Origin of the sequence: Kribbella sp. NPDC056861, assembly GCF_040687575.1 — a bacterium.
In the GTDB taxonomy this organism is placed as follows: domain Bacteria; phylum Actinomycetota; class Actinomycetes; order Propionibacteriales; family Kribbellaceae; genus Kribbella.
Genome location: NZ_JBFBNQ010000004.1, coordinates 170,400 through 183,601 on the forward strand (window position 1 = coordinate 170,400; position 13,202 = coordinate 183,601).

The 13,202-nt window shown below is 69.6% G+C and carries 9 protein-coding genes; 6 read left to right on the forward strand and 3 right to left on the reverse strand.

What is annotated here, in order from left to right; all coding sequences use genetic code 11:
* Nucleotides 1-6 precede the first annotated feature (6 nt).
* The gene (locus AB0P21_RS20285) at nt 7-2,994 is read left to right on the forward strand and encodes a glycine--tRNA ligase (protein WP_363699476.1); all 2,988 of its coding nucleotides are present in this window, start codon (nt 7-9) and stop codon (nt 2,992-2,994) included.
* 51 nt (nt 2,995-3,045) lie between these two features.
* Here AB0P21_RS20285 and AB0P21_RS20290 read toward each other — a convergent pair whose 3' ends face one another.
* Complete coding sequence (locus AB0P21_RS20290; RefSeq protein WP_363698659.1) at nt 3,046-4,401, reverse strand: DUF2079 domain-containing protein; 1,356 nt, start codon at nt 4,399-4,401, stop codon at nt 3,046-3,048.
* A 187-nt stretch (nt 4,402-4,588) separates the two neighbouring features.
* Here AB0P21_RS20290 and AB0P21_RS20295 point away from each other — a divergent pair, with 187 nt between their 5' ends.
* Together AB0P21_RS20295 and AB0P21_RS20300 are read left to right on the forward strand one after the other, a co-directional pair.
* Nucleotides 4,589-5,263: a response regulator transcription factor gene (locus tag AB0P21_RS20295; protein ID WP_363698660.1), complete on the forward strand. Its 675-nt coding sequence runs from the start codon at nt 4,589-4,591 to the stop codon at nt 5,261-5,263.
* Nucleotides 5,256-6,911: a HAMP domain-containing sensor histidine kinase gene (locus AB0P21_RS20300; RefSeq protein ID WP_363698661.1), complete on the forward strand. Its 1,656-nt coding sequence runs from the start codon at nt 5,256-5,258 to the stop codon at nt 6,909-6,911. Before AB0P21_RS20295 ends, AB0P21_RS20300 begins: the two co-directional genes overlap by 8 nt.
* Here AB0P21_RS20300 and AB0P21_RS20305 read toward each other — a convergent pair.
* Nucleotides 6,860-7,861 carry a GDSL-type esterase/lipase family protein gene (locus tag AB0P21_RS20305; RefSeq protein WP_363698662.1) on the reverse strand — a complete coding sequence of 334 codons (1,002 nt, stop codon included), beginning with the start codon at nt 7,859-7,861 and terminating at the stop codon, nt 6,860-6,862. The genes AB0P21_RS20300 and AB0P21_RS20305 overlap by 52 nt on opposite strands.
* A gap of 31 nt (nt 7,862-7,892) precedes the next feature.
* On the reverse strand, nt 7,893-8,768 hold the full coding sequence (locus tag AB0P21_RS20310) for an LLM class flavin-dependent oxidoreductase (RefSeq protein WP_363698663.1): 876 nt from the start codon (nt 8,766-8,768) through the stop codon (nt 7,893-7,895).
* A gap of 251 nt (nt 8,769-9,019) precedes the next feature.
* On the opposite strand from AB0P21_RS20310, the gene AB0P21_RS20315 reads away from it, so the two are divergent.
* From AB0P21_RS20315 to AB0P21_RS20325, 3 genes are read left to right on the forward strand one after another with little or no spacing between them, the layout of a single operon-like run.
* Nucleotides 9,020-10,018, forward strand: coding sequence for a threonine/serine dehydratase (locus AB0P21_RS20315; RefSeq protein WP_363698664.1), 999 nt, complete (start codon nt 9,020-9,022; stop codon nt 10,016-10,018).
* Nucleotides 10,019-10,050: 32 nt separating this feature from the next.
* Complete coding sequence (locus AB0P21_RS20320) at nt 10,051-12,279, forward strand: aminotransferase class III-fold pyridoxal phosphate-dependent enzyme (protein ID WP_363698665.1); 2,229 nt, start codon at nt 10,051-10,053, stop codon at nt 12,277-12,279.
* A 4-nt stretch (nt 12,280-12,283) separates the two neighbouring features.
* On the forward strand, nt 12,284-13,192 hold the full coding sequence (locus AB0P21_RS20325) for a ribonuclease Z (protein WP_363698666.1): 909 nt from the start codon (nt 12,284-12,286) through the stop codon (nt 13,190-13,192).
* Nucleotides 13,193-13,202 lie beyond the last annotated feature (10 nt).

A 13,202-nucleotide genomic window follows, 5' to 3' on the forward strand; every position in this document is an offset into this window, starting at 1 on the left:
CTCACCATGCAGGACGCGCTGCTCGCGCTGACGAAGTACTGGACCGACCGGGGTTGCATGGTCGTGCAGCCGTTCAACACCGAAGTGGGGGCCGGCACGCTGAACCCGGCCACCATCCTGCGAGTGCTCGGTCCCGAGCCGTGGCGGGTCGCGTACGTCGAGCCCTCGGTGCGCCCCGACGACGCCCGGTACGGCGAGAACCCGAACCGGCTGCAGACGCACACCCAGTTCCAGGTCGTGCTCAAGCCGGACCCGGGCAACCCGCAGGAGCTGTTCCTGTCCAGCCTCGAGGCGCTCGGCATCGACATCGACGCGCACGACGTCCGGTTCGTCGAGGACAACTGGGCCAACCCCGCGACCGGCTCCTGGGGACTGGGCTGGGAGGTCTGGCTGGACGGGCTGGAGATCACCCAGTTCACCTACTTCCAGCAGGCCGGCGGGATGACGCTGGACCCGGTGTCGGTGGAGATCACCTACGGCATCGAGCGGATCATGATGGCGCTGCAGGGCGTCTCGCACTTCAAGGACATCGCCTACGCGCCCGGCATCTCGTACGGCGAGGCGTTCGGCCAGGCGGAGTACGAGATGAGCCGCTACTACCTGGACGACGCCGACGTCGACAGCCAGAAGCGGCTCTTCGAGGAGTACGCCAACGAGGCCCGCCGGATGCTCGACCTGCGGCTGCCGGTCCCGGCGCACGTCTACGTGCTGCGCTGCTCGCACACCTTCAACGTGCTCGACGCCCGCGGCGCGGTCAGTACGACGGAACGCGCCAAGGCGTTCGGCCGGATGCGCACGCTGGCCCGCGAGGTCGCCACCCTGTGGGCCGACCGACGGACCGAGCTCGAGCACCCGCTGGGCGTCGCCGAACTGCCGGCCGCCGTCCCGGCGCCGACCGAGTTCCCGACGATGACCAGCACCCGCCAGCTGCTCTTCGAGATCGGCACCGAGGAGATGCCGCCGTCGGAGGTCACCAAGACCGCCGAAGCGGTGCGCAAGGCCCTCACCGAGAAGCTCGCCGCGACCCGCCTCGGGCACGGCGAGGTCACCACCTACGCCACCCCGCGCCGGGTGGTCGCGTTCGTGGCCGCGGTGCAGGCCGGTGAGCCGGATGCCGAGAAGGTCTCCCGCGGTCCGAAGAAGGCTGCCGCATTCGATGCCGAGGGCAACCTTACGAAGGCCGCCGCCGGGTTCGCCCGGGGTCAGAAGGTCGACCCGAGCGAGCTGCACGACCTGGTCGTCGACGGCGTCGAGTACGTCGCGGTGACCAAGCCCGACCCGGGTCGCGGCGCCGCCGAGGTGCTCAGCGGCGTGCTGGCCGAGATCGTCACCGGGCTGCGCTCCGACAAGAACATGCGGTGGAACGACGCGAAGCTGTCCTTCACCCGGCCGGTCCGCTGGCTGGTCGCGCTGCTCGGTGACCAGGTCGTGCCGGTCTCGGTGTCGTCGCTGGCCGCCGGCCGGGTGACCCGGGTGCACCGCACCGCGGCCCAGCCGACCGTGGAGATCGCGGCGGCCGAGGGCTACCTCGACCTGCTCCGGATCCACGGCATCGAGGCCGACCCGGCCAAGCGCCGCGCGACCATCATCGAGGCGTCCGAGCGGCTGGCCGCCGAGGTCACCGGCAGTGTCGACTTCGCGGGCGAGTCCGCGCTGCTCGACCAGATCGTCAACCTGGTCGAGGAGCCGACCGCGATCCTCGGCAACTTCTCGGCCGACTACCTGGACCTGCCGCCGCAGATCCTCACCACGGTGATGCGCAAGCACCAGCGGTACCTGCCGGTCCGCGGCGCCGACGGCGAGCTGCTCCCGCACTTCGTTGCCGTGGCCAACGGTTCGGTCAACGAGGCGACCGTGCGCAACGGCAACGAGGGCGTCCTGCGCGCGCGGTACGAGGACGCCGCCTTCTTCTGGCGGGCCGACCTGCAGAGCACGCCCGAGGCGATGAAGGAGGGGCTGGACAAGCTCGCCTTCGAGGAGCGGCTCGGATCGATGGCACAGCGCGCCAACCGGATCGCGGCGGTTGCTCTGTCGCTGGCCTCGACGGTGAAGCTGTCGGGCGACGACCTGGTGGCCCTGCAGCGCGCTGCCGAGCTGGCGAAGTTCGACCTCGGCTCGCAGATGGTGGTCGAGCTGACCAGCCTGGCCGGCACGATGGCGCGCGAGTACGCCCGCCGCAGTGGCGAGACCGAGGCCGTCGCTCAGGCGCTCTTCGACATGGAGCTGCCGCGCTCCGCCGGCGACCCGCTCCCGTCGACCACGCCAGGTGCCTTGCTGGCACTGGCCGACCGCTTCGACCTGCTGGCCGGGTTGTTCGCGATCGGCGCGAAGCCGACCGGAAGCTCGGACCCGTTCGCGCTGCGCCGCGCTGCCGCTGGTGTGGTGGCGATCCTGCGCGAGCACCCCGAACTGCGGGCGATCACGTTGTCGACCGGACTCGCTGCGGCAGCGGAGCAGATCGGTGCCCAGGGCATCGAGGTACCCGAGGCAGCGCTGACCGACGTAGCCGAGTTCACCATCCGGCGGTACGAGCAGCAGCTGGTCGACCGCGGCGACGATCACCTCCAGGTCGCCGCCGTGCTGCCGCTGGCCGAGGCGCCGGCCACGGCCGACGAGACGCTGGCTGAGCTGCAGCGTCAGGTCAAGAACGACGGTTTCGCCGACCTGGTCGCAGTACTGCAGCGGGTACGCCGAATCGTCCCGGCCGACGTGGTCGCGGAGTACGACGCCACCAAGCTGACCGAGCCGGCCGAGCTGGTGCTGCACGAGGCCGTGCAGAAGGTCGGCACCGCGCCGACCGGCCTTGGCGAGTTCGTGGTCGCGACCGAGGTGCTGGTCGAGCCGATCACCAACTTCTTCGAGGAGATCCTGGTGATGGCCGAGGACCCGGAGGTCAAGGCGGCCCGGCTCGGGCTGCTCGCCACCATCCGCGATCTCGCCGTACCGGTGCTCGACTGGCAGGCGCTCGGCACCAGCCTCACCAAGGAAAACTGACCGAACGCGCCCGCCGTTCCGCGGCGGGCGCGTTCGCGGTGGTGCCGGGGTTCAGCGATGTGTGGGGACGTCGGGGGCCCGGTGGTGGACCAGGACCAGCTCACCTTCCTGGGCGATCACTTCGCCGTTGCGGTGCCAGGCCCGGTAGTCGGGGTCGGAGGCCGGCGCGAAGGTCCACTCGGTGTTGCGGTGGGCCTTGAGCAGGTAGACGTCGGTTCTCGACGTCAGGTGCGGGGCGATGCTGTCGGTGGTGCTGACGGTGGTGTTGTCGGGGATCAGAGCTGCCAGCCGATCGGCGGTCGCGGTGAACTCCCGGCGGTGCCCTGGACCGTCGGCGGCCGATGACTGGGCGAACAACGCCAGGCAGGTCGTGGCCAGAGCGCCGATGACTGCTCGTCTGATCCAGAGCCCGCCGCGACCGGCCATCCGCGGCCGGAGGAGTGCCAGCGAGTGCACCAAGGCGCAGAACAGCACTGGCATCAGTACTGCGTCGTAGTGGAACGAAGGGATCCAGTACAGGTTGTAGGTGCTGCCCAGTCGCCACGCGAGCGTCGGCAGCAGCAGCACCAGCAGCGGCGATCTCAGCGCGAGAAACAGAGTCGGCAGCAGCAGAAGCAGCACCAGGTGCAGCTTGCCCGGGTCGAAGACCTGCCCGGCGAACACGGGGTCCGGCGGCTTCAGGCCGCCTCTGCCGAGGTACCGGTAGTTGCCGTAGGCGCTGAAGGCCGGGATGACCACGAAGACCGCCAGCAGCGAGGCAATGGTGCCTCCGGCAACCGTGAGCAAGCCGAGCCGGCGCGTCTCCCGGCGGAGTACGAGCAGCAACCCCAAGGCCGCCAGGGTCAGCCCGAGATCCTCTTTGACGAGCACCAGCACCGAGGCGATCGCGACAGCGAGTCCAGGCCGGCCGGAGAGGTACTCGGTCAGGGCGAAGGCGATCAGCGGTACGGCGAACGCGATCTCGTGGAAGTCGAAGGTGATCGCGTTGAGCAGCCCCCAGGACAGCCCGTAACAGGCGCCGAGCACCAGCCCGCTCGTGGTCCCGAGCACCGTGCACGCCAGCCGGGCGACCGGGAAGACGGAAACCGCCAGCAGTAACGCCTGCGCCACCAGCAGGGTCTCGGCCTGCGGGAAGAGCCGGTAGAACGGCGCCAGTACCGCCAGGATCGGGTGGAAGTGGTCGCCGAGCAGGATCAGGTCGGGATCGCGAACGGTCGAAACCGGCAGCCGGCCCTCCGAGTAGCTGCGGACCGCCTGGTCGAAGATGCCCAGATCGAAGCCGCCGGAGCGGTAGGACCAATGCCGCAGCAGCGCGAACCAGGTGTAGAGCACGGCGAAACCGGTAGCCAGTGCGGCGGCCGGCCACGGCGTGGCGGGCCGGCCAGCGATCGGGACGAGCGAACGCATCGAGAATCCCCCAGGAGTCGGAAGCAGCGGGCTTCGACCACCGGTCCGGGGCACGGACCCGGCGGCCGAGGCCCCGTCGCCGGGAAGCCTGCGAGGTCGGGGCCCAAGGCAACCTGAAGAAGACTGAAGAACCCTTCAGCCTGAAGCGTTCTTCAGGTTGCCCCCGGACCGGTGCCATCCTGAGGCGGTGCGCATCCTGGTGGTGGAGGACGAGCGACGGCTCGCCGCGGCGGTGAAATGGGGCCTGGAGTCCCATGGCTTCGTCGTCGACGTCGCGCACACCGGGATCGACGGACTCTGGGCGGCCGAGGAGAACGACTACGCCGCGATCATCCTGGACGTGATGCTGCCCGGCCTGAACGGCTTCAAGGTCTGCGAGACGCTCCGGCGGGCCGGCGACACCACGCCGATCATGATGCTGACCGCGAAGGACGGCGAGTACGACGAGGCCGAGGGGCTCGACACCGGCGCCGACGACTACCTGACCAAGCCGTTCTCGTACGTCGTCCTGGTGGCTCGGCTGCGCGCGTTGCTGCGGCGTGGCGGTGCACCACCGGCGCCGTTGGAGGTGGGCGATCTGGTCCTCGACCCGGCCGCCCGCAGTTGCCGGCGCGGCGACGCGGCGATCGAACTGACGGCGCGTGAGTTCGCGGTACTGGAGTGTCTGGCGCGGCGGCGGGATGTCGTGGTGACGAAGCGGGAGATCCTCGAACAGGTCTGGGACGCCAACTACGACGGCGAGGTCAACGTGGTCGAGGTGCACGTGAGCGCGCTGCGCCGCAAGATCGACCAGCCCTTCGACCGGCAGAGTCTGCAGACGGTGCGCGGCATGGGGTATCGGCTGACCGGCCGCAATGTCTGAGCGTCGCCGGTTCGTGCCGCGCGCGCTCTCGACAGCCGCCCGCGTCACCCTGGTCGCGGGCCTGCTGAGCGCTGCTCTGGCAGCGGGCTTCGCCTTCTGGATCCGCAACGAGATCTATGCCACCCGTTACCAGGTGAGCGACCAGGAGGCCGAGGACGTTCTGCTCGACCTGCAGAACGCTGCGGAGGTCCAGCACAGCGTCCGGTGGATGGTGCTGCGCGGAAGCCGTGACCTGCCGTCGTTCCAGGTGGTGGACAGCGACGGCTGGATCGCCCATACGAGCGACAGCCTGAAAGGCTTCAGCGGCCACGGGCCGATCGTCGCACCGCCTGCGCGCGGTACCGACACGTCGGCGTACGACCTGTCGGTGGTGCTCGGCAGCTATGACAACGCCCTCGACGCCTGCAACCAGGAAACCGGCCTGGACGAGGCGTCGTGCGACGACGATCGGCGGCTCGCGGGGCGGCGGCTGAAGGTCCGGCAGCTCGTCTTGCCGATGCACCAGATCTATGTCAGCGACGAGATCAGGCTGGACCGCAAGGTGGCGATCTCGGTCGTCGTGTCTCCGCTCGAGGCCGAGGACGCGGTGGCCTCGCTGGACGAGGTACTCCTGCCGGCCATGCCCGCCGCGGTTCTGCTGATCATGTTCGGCGCGTACTTCGGAACGCGGCTCGCGTTGCGGCCGGTCGAGCGGATCCGGGCACAGGCGGCGGCGATCGGGGAGCGGAATCTGCACGAGCGGGTGCCGGTGCCGCCCACCCATGACGTGGTCTCGCGGCTGGCGGTGACGCTGAACGAGACGCTCGACCGGCTGGACAAGGCGGCTGACCGGCAGCGCGGATTCATCGCCGACGCCGCGCACGAGCTGCGGAGCCCGATCGCCAGTCTGCGCGCGACCCTGGAGGTCGCGACCGAACACACCAGCCGAGCGGACTGGCCGGTCGTCGGCGCTTCGGCCGCCGACGACACCCGCCGGCTGCAGGAACTGGCCAACGACCTGCTCCTGGTCGCCCGTCTCGACGCGGGCGAGGAGCCGACCCGGACCCGCGTCGATCTCGCCGAGCTGGTCCGCCGGCATCTCGGTCGACGGCTCAGCGATGACGGTCCGCGGCTGGAGGTGGAGGCGGTCGAGTCAGCCGAGGTGTCAGGTGATGAGCGCCAGCTGGACCGGTTGCTCAGGAACCTGGTCGACAACGCCATCCGTCACGCCGAGCTCGCTGTCACGGTCCGGGTCACGCTCACCCGATCACCGCAGGACCGGTCCCGCCGCCCGGACGATCGGTCCGGTCGTCCGGGCGCGACCGGGCAGGTGGTGGTGCACGTCGATGACGACGGCCCGGGAATCCCTGAGACTGCTCGCGAGCAGGTGTTCGAGCGCTTCATCCGCCTGGACGAAGCAAGAAGCCGAGACGCCGGAGGGGTCGGCCTGGGTCTCGCGATCGCCCGCGAGATCGCGGTACGGCATGGCGGCTTTCTGGTCGTCGGTGACTCGCCTGCGGGCGGCGCGCGGCTGACGATCACTCTCGATGCGGCGGGCCCCACAACAAAGCAGAGTGCGGGTGAGTCTGTGGTGGAGCGGCCCGGGGATAGGCAGTTTCAGAGTGGGAGGGTGAGCAGCGGGGCCAGCCGGTCGGCGATCAGGCGGTAGCCGTCGGGGCCGGGGTGGAGGTCGTCGGCGTACAGGGCTTGGGCTTCTTCGGTGCTGAGGACGGTGCGGCCGTCGATCACCTGGAGGTCGGGATCGCCGAGGGTGCGGGCGCCGAGCTCGACGCAGCCGCGGATGTCGTCGAGGGTGAGGCCGACGGCGTTCGGTTTGCCTTCGATGTTCGGTGCGGGCAGCGGGGTGATGACGACGATCGGCGTGTGCGGGTGGCCGTCCCGCACGGTCGAGATGAACGCCTCGACCTGACCCGGCAAGGTCCGGCCGCTGAACGTCTCGCCGCCGTAGATGTTGATTCCCAGACACAGCGAGATCAGCCGCGCGGGCGTGTCCCGGATCGTCCGCGCCGCGATCGGATCGAGATGACACTCACCCCCGAATCCGAGCGCCACCAGATCCCACCCGTGCCGCCGGGCCACCAACGCGGGCCAGGTCTCGGACGGCCCGTAAGCCCCTGTGCACTGCGTGATCGAGCTGCCGTACGTGATCCATCGTGGTCCGATCGGCGGCAACCCGTCGGCCTCCCCGTCGAAGGAAACCTCCCGGACGCCGATCGCGCCTCCTTGCGGCAACCAGATCTCCAGCTCCACTGACCGGCCAGGCAGCTCGACTGTGATCACCTGCTCGCCCGCCTCGACCGGGCACCGCTGGTGCAGCTCCCCGTCGACCAGGAAGTCGACCGGCGCGATCTCGTCGTAGACGTCCAGCGCGGCCCGGATCTCCAAGCTCACCGACGATGCCGCAGTACGCCACGCAGCCCGTACTCCGGCCGGCGTCGCCGCGCGCGACCACAGCCGATGGCCAGGTCGATCGGGCCGGCCGAGCCAGTCGTGCAGCTCGAAGGGTTGCTCGCGCGGGTCCAGCCGCCAGAACGTCAGCCAGCCGTCCGCGTCCACGGCGCGATGCCGATAGCCGGTCCAGAGCGCGTCACTGCCCACGGCGTACCCCCTCGTCTCCCGATCACTGTGGTCAATGATGCAGCAACGGTTTGACCTCCTCGCCGAGGAAGCGAGCGAAGGCGTCGAGATCCGGTTCGTCGGCGCAGGGCTGAACCGAGATGCCGGTGACGCCGGCGGACGCGAGTTCGAGAATCCGGCCGGCAATCGCGCGGGCGTCACCCACCGCGCCGACATCAGCCCCACCGGGCATCCCGTAGGTGCCCAGTTCAGCGTCGACCCGGGCACGAGCCTCCGGGCCGGTCGCGACAATCAGACTCGCCAGCACCTCATGCCCTGAGGCAGAGGAGGCCGCGGCGAGGGTGGTGGCGGTCGACTCCCTGGTCTTCTCGACGTCCAGGCCGAGAGCGAGCAAGGTGCCGGTACCGAGCTCGCCCGCCGCGGCAAGCGAGCGAGGGCCGGCGGCGCCGATCAGCAGCGGTGGGGGCTGCAGCGGTGGATAGTCCAGCTGGATCTTGTCCAGGTTCACGTACTTCCCTGCGACGGAGACCTGCTCGCCGTCCAGCAGTTGCCGCAGCGCGGTGGCGAACTCCCGCAGCAAGGTGAGCGGCGCATCAACCTGTACTCCGGCCTGCGCCATCCACGGCTGGACGCCGTGCCCGATACCGCCGACGAACCGTCCGGGGAAGAGGCGGTCGATGGTCGCGAGCTCCATCGCCGCCTGCGCGACCGAGCGCAGTGGCACCGGTAGCAGCGCGATCCCCACCCGCACCCGCTCGGTGGCAGCCAAGGCGGCCACCGCGCTGGCGACAGCGCTCTCCTTGAAGCAGTCCTCCGACACCCAGAAGTCGTCGAGTCCGGCAGCCTCGGCCGAGCGGGCGACCGCCCGGACCGACTCCGGCGGCAACGACGGCGAGAACACGAGTCCGAGTCGCAACGCAACAGTCATCACCCCATCGTCACCGACGCCACCGACAGGTTCACGCGATGGCGTTGCGTGACGGTGCGCGACCGCAGGATGTCGCGCCTGCGAGGAGTGCCACGGTGTCCGACGATTCAGGGTCGGCCGGCAGCGGCAGCAGCTAGCCTGGCGAGGACGGCAACCCGGTCGGCCACGCGCAACGCGGAGCACGCACACCGCACGCTAGGCGGCGTCGGGCGGACCGGCGACCGGCGGATCAGCGGGCAGAGGAGATCAGGATGACCGAGGCGTTCACCCAGGCACCGACCCCGGCAGAGATCGCGGCCAGGTCGGAGCAGGTCGCGCCGCAATTGCGGCGGCAGTTGCCGCCCACGCCGCTGGTCAGGTTCGGGGCGTTCAGCGACGAGCTGGGGGCGGAGGTGCTGGTGAAGTGTGAGCATCTGCAGCGCACCGGGTCGTTCAAGGCCCGCGGGGCGATGGCGAAGATCCTCACCCTGACCGACGAGCAGCGTGCACGCGGGGTGGTGACGGCGTCGACGGGGAACCACGGTCTCGGCGTCGGCAACGCGCTGGCGATGCTCGGCGGGCGCGGCATCGTCTACCTGCCGGAGAACGCGTCGCCCAGCAAGGTGGCGGCGCTGCGGCGGCTCGGGCTGGAGATCCGGGCCGAGGGCACCGACTCCGGAGTACTGGAGCCGAAGGCACGCGCGTACGCCGCTGAGCACGATCTGACCTATGTATCGCCGTACAACGACCCGGACATCGTGGCCGGCCAGGGCACGATCGGGCTGGAGATTCTCGAGCAGCTGGCCGGTGAGCGGCTCGACGCGGTGGTGGTTGCGGTCGGCGGCGGTGGGCTGGTCAGTGGGGTTGCGGCGACACTCAAGAAGCACCTGCCGGGGATCACGGTGTACGGCGCGTCGCCGGCCCGGGACGCGGCGATGGCGGTGTCGGTCGAGGCCGGTGAGATCACCCAGATCGACGGGCAGGAGACGCTCTCCGACGGTACTGCGGGCAGCGTGGAGCCTGGATCCATCACCTTCGAGCTGTGCCGGCAACTGGTCGACGACTGGGTCCTGGGTGGCGAGCAGGAGATCAGCGATGCGCTGCGGATGGTGATCGACACCGAGCACCAGTTGATCGAAGGATCGGCTGCGATGGCGTTCGCGGCGACCCGCGCTCGCAAGGCCGAGTTGGCGGGGAAGCGGGTCGCGGTGGTGTCCTGCGGTGGCAACATCTCCGCGAGCACGCTGGTCCGGGCGCTCGGCCCGCTGTGAACCAGACGGCGAGTCTGGGTGAGGATCCACCGGTGGTCGACGCGTCGACGCTGGTGGAGCTCGTGCGGGCGCAGTACGGGATCTCGGTCGAGCTGGAGTTGTTGCGGAGTGAGCGGGATCTGAACTTTCTGGCGGTCGCCGAGGGTGGGCGGCAGTTGGTGGTGAAGGTGTCGAACTCCGGTGACGATCTGGCCCAGGTCGAGATGGAGAACGCGGCGATGCGGCAGGTCGCGGCGGTTGATCCGGGGCTGCCGGTGCCGCAGCTCATCGAGACGGTGAACGGTTCGCCGGTGGTGGAGCTGACCGCGGCTGACGGGCGGGTGCATCAGGTGCGGGTGATCACGGTGATCCCGGGAGAGGTCGGGGACCTCGCGGTGTTGCCGGGGTGGTTCGCGGGGGAGTTCGGTGCGGTCTGCGCGCGGCTGGCCAAGGCGATGCAGGGGTTCGGCCATCCGGCGGCGAATCGGCAGCTGGACTGGGATCCTCGACTCGTCACGGCCCTGCGGCCTTGTGTGCAAGCTGTTCCCGACCCGGGTCGGCGAGCACCGTTGGAGAGGTTGCTGGATCGCTTCGATGGGTTGCTAGAGGCAACTAAAGGGCTGCCGGCCTTCGTGCTGCACGGTGACGTCACCTTGAGCAACGTGCTGCTGGGGGCCGACGGGATCTCCGGAGTGATCGACTTCGGCGACGTCCACCACACCGCGCGGGTCGCGGATCTCGCGATCAGCCTGACGTCGTTGCTGCGTGAGTCGGCCGATCCGTGGCGGGACGCGGGACGCTTCCTCGACGGCTACCAGCGGAACATCCCGCTCGAGCCGGAGGAGGTCGAACTGATCGGTGAGCTGGTGCTGGCTCGCTGTGCCGCGAGCGTGCTGATCTCGGCCTGGCGGGCGCCGTTGTATCCGGACAACGAGGAGTACCTCACCAGTCTGGTCGCGGGGAGCTGGCAGGTGCTCGATCTGTGGGCTGAGTTGCCTGCCGAGGTGTTGGCAGGGAAATTTCACCGATTGGCGGGGACATCGCGCGTCCGCTCCGCCCAGCAAGCAGACGCGACGCTGGCCGAGCGGCGGAGTACGGCGTTGGGTGGTGACTTGTCGCCGTTGTTCTATCGCGAGCCGCTGCAGGTGGTGAAGGCCGTTGGTCCATGGGTGTACACGGCTGACGGCCAGCGCTATCTCGATGCCTACAACAACGTTCCGGTGGTCGGGCATGCTCATCCCGCTGTGGTGCAAGCGATCTCGCGGCAGGCCGCCGTGCTGAACATCAACTCGCGCTACCTGCATCCGAACGCGATCGAGCTCGCCGAGCGGCTGACCGCGACAATGCCCGACGGCCTCGACACTTGCGTCTTCGTCAACTCCGGTAGCGAGGCCAACGACTTGGCCTGGCGGATGGCGAAGCTCGTCACCGGTCGATCCGGTGCCGTGATGGCCGATCTCGCGTACCACGGCGTGAGTGACGCGACCGCTGCCTGGTCGACCAACACCTATCCGCCGTCGGAGCGACCCGAGCATGTCGCAATCTTCGAGGCACCGACAGGAACGGACGGACGTGACACCGCCGTCTACGAGGTCAGGACTGCTGCGGCGGAGCTGCGAGCGCATGGGCATGACCTCGCGTTGCTGGCCGTCGACAGTGTGTTCAGCAGCGCGGGCATCCTCACGCCCTCCGGCGAGTTCATGCGCGGGTTGCAGGACGAGGCACGGGCCGAAGGCGGGTTGTTCCTGGCCGACGAGGTGCAAGCGGGCTTCGGCCGCGGTGGCCGCAACCTCTGGCGGTTCAGCGATTTCGGTCTCACCCCGGACTTCGTCACGCTCGGCAAGCCGATGGGCAACGGGCATCCGATCGCCGCGCTGATCACCCGGCGCGAGCTCGCCGAGCAGTTCGCCGAGGTGGACGAGTTCTTCAGCACGTTCGCCGGCAACCCGGTCTCCTGCGTCGCCGCGCTGACCGTGCTCGACGTGATCGAGCAGACCGGTCTGGTCGCGCGGTCGGGTGCGGTCGGCGCCCAACTCGCGGCCGGGATCGCGGCGCTGGTGCCGGCAGACGTTCAGGTCCGCGGACAAGGGCTGATGGTCGGCGTCGACTTCTCCACCAAACCCGGTACTGCGAACGCCACCGCTGAGCGGCTCCGCGAGTACGGCGTACTGGTCGGGACAACCGGCCCGGGCGGCGACGTGCTGAAGGTCCGGCCGCCACTGATCTGGGAGACCGAGCACGTCGACTGTTTCCTGGTGGCCTTCCGCAAAGCATTAGCCTGACGAAGTGCGAGAACTAGTTGTACTGGGCACCAGTAGTCAGGTGGCCTCGCGGGAGCGGAACCAGAACGGCTACTTCCTGCGCTGGGACTCCGAGGGCTTCCTGTTCGATCCGGGCGAGGGCACCCAGCGCCAGATGCTGTACGCCGGTGTCCCGGCGACCGCGATCACCCGGCTCTGCGTCACGCACTTCCATGGCGACCACTGCCTCGGCGTACCGGGGGTGATTCAACGGCTGAGTCTCGACGATGTGCAGCATCCCGTCCACGCGCACTATCCGCAGTCCGGGCAGGAGTACTTCACCCGGCTCCGGTACGCCGCGTCGTTCTACGAGCGGGCCGAGCTGCGTGAGGAACCGATCGAGGAGGACGGGCTGCTCTCGGTCGGGACCTTCGGGCAGCTTTGGGCCAGGCGTCTGGAGCACCCGGTCGAGTCCTTCGGCTACCAGTTGATCGAGCCTGATGGCAGACGGATGCTCCCGGAAGAACTCAGCCGGTACGGCGTCAGCGGGCCGGACGTGGGGCGCCTGCAACAGGCCGGTTCGCTGGTCGTCGACGGCCGGACGGTCACCGTCGAGCAGGTCAGCGAGCCGCGGCCGGGGCAGCGGTTCGCGTTCGTGATGGACACCCGGTTGTGCGACGGCGTTTTCCGGCTCGCCGACCAGGCCGACCTGCTGGTGATCGAGTCGACGTACCTGTCGACGGAGGCCGAGCTGGCCCGGAACTTCGGGCACCTGACCGCCCGCCAGGCGGCTCGCGTCGCCCAGGAGTGCGGGGTGCGCAAGCTGGTGCTGACGCACTTCTCCCAGCGCTACACCGACCTCTCGCTCTTCCACGCAGAGGCCGCCGCGGAGTTCGACGGCGAGATCGTGGTCGCCACCGACCTGGCCCGGACCCCGGTGCCGACCCGCCGCTGACCGACCCTCA